At 67.4% G+C, this 1,515-nt stretch carries 1 protein-coding gene; it reads right to left on the minus strand.

What is annotated here, in order from left to right:
- Positions 1 to 249: 249 nt before the first annotated feature.
- The gene (locus AAFX91_RS41555; RefSeq protein WP_130581496.1) at positions 250 to 1,269 is read right to left on the minus strand and encodes a S1C family serine protease; all 1,020 of its coding nucleotides are present in this window, start codon (positions 1,267 to 1,269) and stop codon (positions 250 to 252) included.
- Positions 1,270 to 1,515 lie beyond the last annotated feature (246 nt).

The raw sequence follows: 1,515 nt of genomic DNA on the forward strand, positions 1-1,515 counted from the left end.
GCTCGTGGAGAGAACCCCTCACCCCATCGAGTTCGCTGCTGACCGCTGAGCTGCCCTCTCCCACAAGGGGCGAGGGCACATCAATTGGCAGCTCGAGGGCTGCGATGAATTCCGACCGACGCGGGCACCGCTCTTTCCCCTCATCCTGAGGAGCCGCGAAGCTCTCGAAGGATGAGGGCACCGGCGGGGCCCTATGGTTTCGAGACGCGCTTCGCGCTCCTCACCATGAGGGGTCTGGCAGCTTGCCCGTCACTTCGCCGGCTTGCGTTCGATCGGGTGGATGTCGATCGCGCGCAGGCGGCCGAGGCGCAGGACGTCCATGGCCAGCGTGCGGTCGATGCGGTCGCGGTCGAGTGCGCGGATCAGATCGTCGACGCCGTTGATGTCGACGCCGTCGAGCTTGATCACGACGTCGCCGGGCAAAAGCCCCGCCTTTGCCGCCGGGCTGTCCGGCTCGATCTGCGCGAGCAGCGCGCCCATCTTGTTCTCGACGCCGGCGAGCACCGCATGGCGCCTCGGGACCGGCGCGGTCTGGCCGGCGACGCCGATGAAGGCGCGGCGGACATAGCCGTGGCGGATGATCTCCGACAGCACGAACTGCGCGGTGTTGCTCGCGACCGCAAAGCAAATGCCCTGCGCGCCGTTGATGATCGCGGTGTTGATGCCGATCACCTGCGAATTCGACGACACCAGCGGGCCGCCGGAATTGCCGGGGTTGAGCGCGGCATCGGTCTGGATCACGTCCTCGATCGTGCGCCCGCTGACCGAGCGGATCGAGCGGCCCAGCGCCGACACCACGCCGGCCGTGACCGTCGATTCAAAGCCGAGCGGATTGCCGATCGCGACCACGAGTTGGCCGCGCCGGAGTTGCTTGGAGTCGCCGAGCGAGGCGTAAGGCAAATCGCGCGCGCCATCGGCCCGCAGCAATGCGAGATCGGTGTCGGGATCGACGCCGAGCACATGGGCGTCGGTGACGAAACCTTCGGTGTCGCGCAGGCGGATCTCCTTCGACGAGCCGACCACATGGCTGTTGGTCAGCACGAGACCGTCGGGCGAGATGACGATGCCGGAACCGAGCCCGCCACGCTCGCGCGGTGTTCGGACCTTCGGGCCGGTCTCGACGCGCACCACCGCGGGACCGACGCGTTCGGTCACGTCGATCACGGCGTTGGAATAGGCGTCGAGCAGCGCCCGGTCATTGCCCGGGGCAGCTTCAGTCGTTCGCGGCGACAGCGCGTCGCCGGCGTTATTTGGGGCAAAATCCAACATGGTGAGGTTCCTTCGGAGAACTCACATGGGGGCCGGGTTCCTCCTGCGCAAGGTACCCATGTTGGGCGCCGACCTGCCCAAATGGCTAGGGCGCCGGCGCTCTCCCCACTCGGCGGGACGTAGCCCGGGTGAAGCGCCAGCGTAACCCGGGACCGGTCGTCGCCGCGGATGTGAAGTGCACCCTTATCGTGAGACACGATAATCAGGGACAGGAGCCCGCCGCTTGAGGCGGCAGGGCGGGTTGAT

It is taken from the genome of Bradyrhizobium sp. 31Argb (assembly GCF_043638955.1).
Classification (GTDB): domain Bacteria; phylum Pseudomonadota; class Alphaproteobacteria; order Rhizobiales; family Xanthobacteraceae; genus Bradyrhizobium.

Coding starts and splice junctions, on each gene's coding strand:
- AAFX91_RS41555 (WP_130581496.1), bottom strand. CDS start 1,269: ATGTTGGATTTTGCCCCAAATAACGCCGGCGACGCGCTGTCGCCGCGA.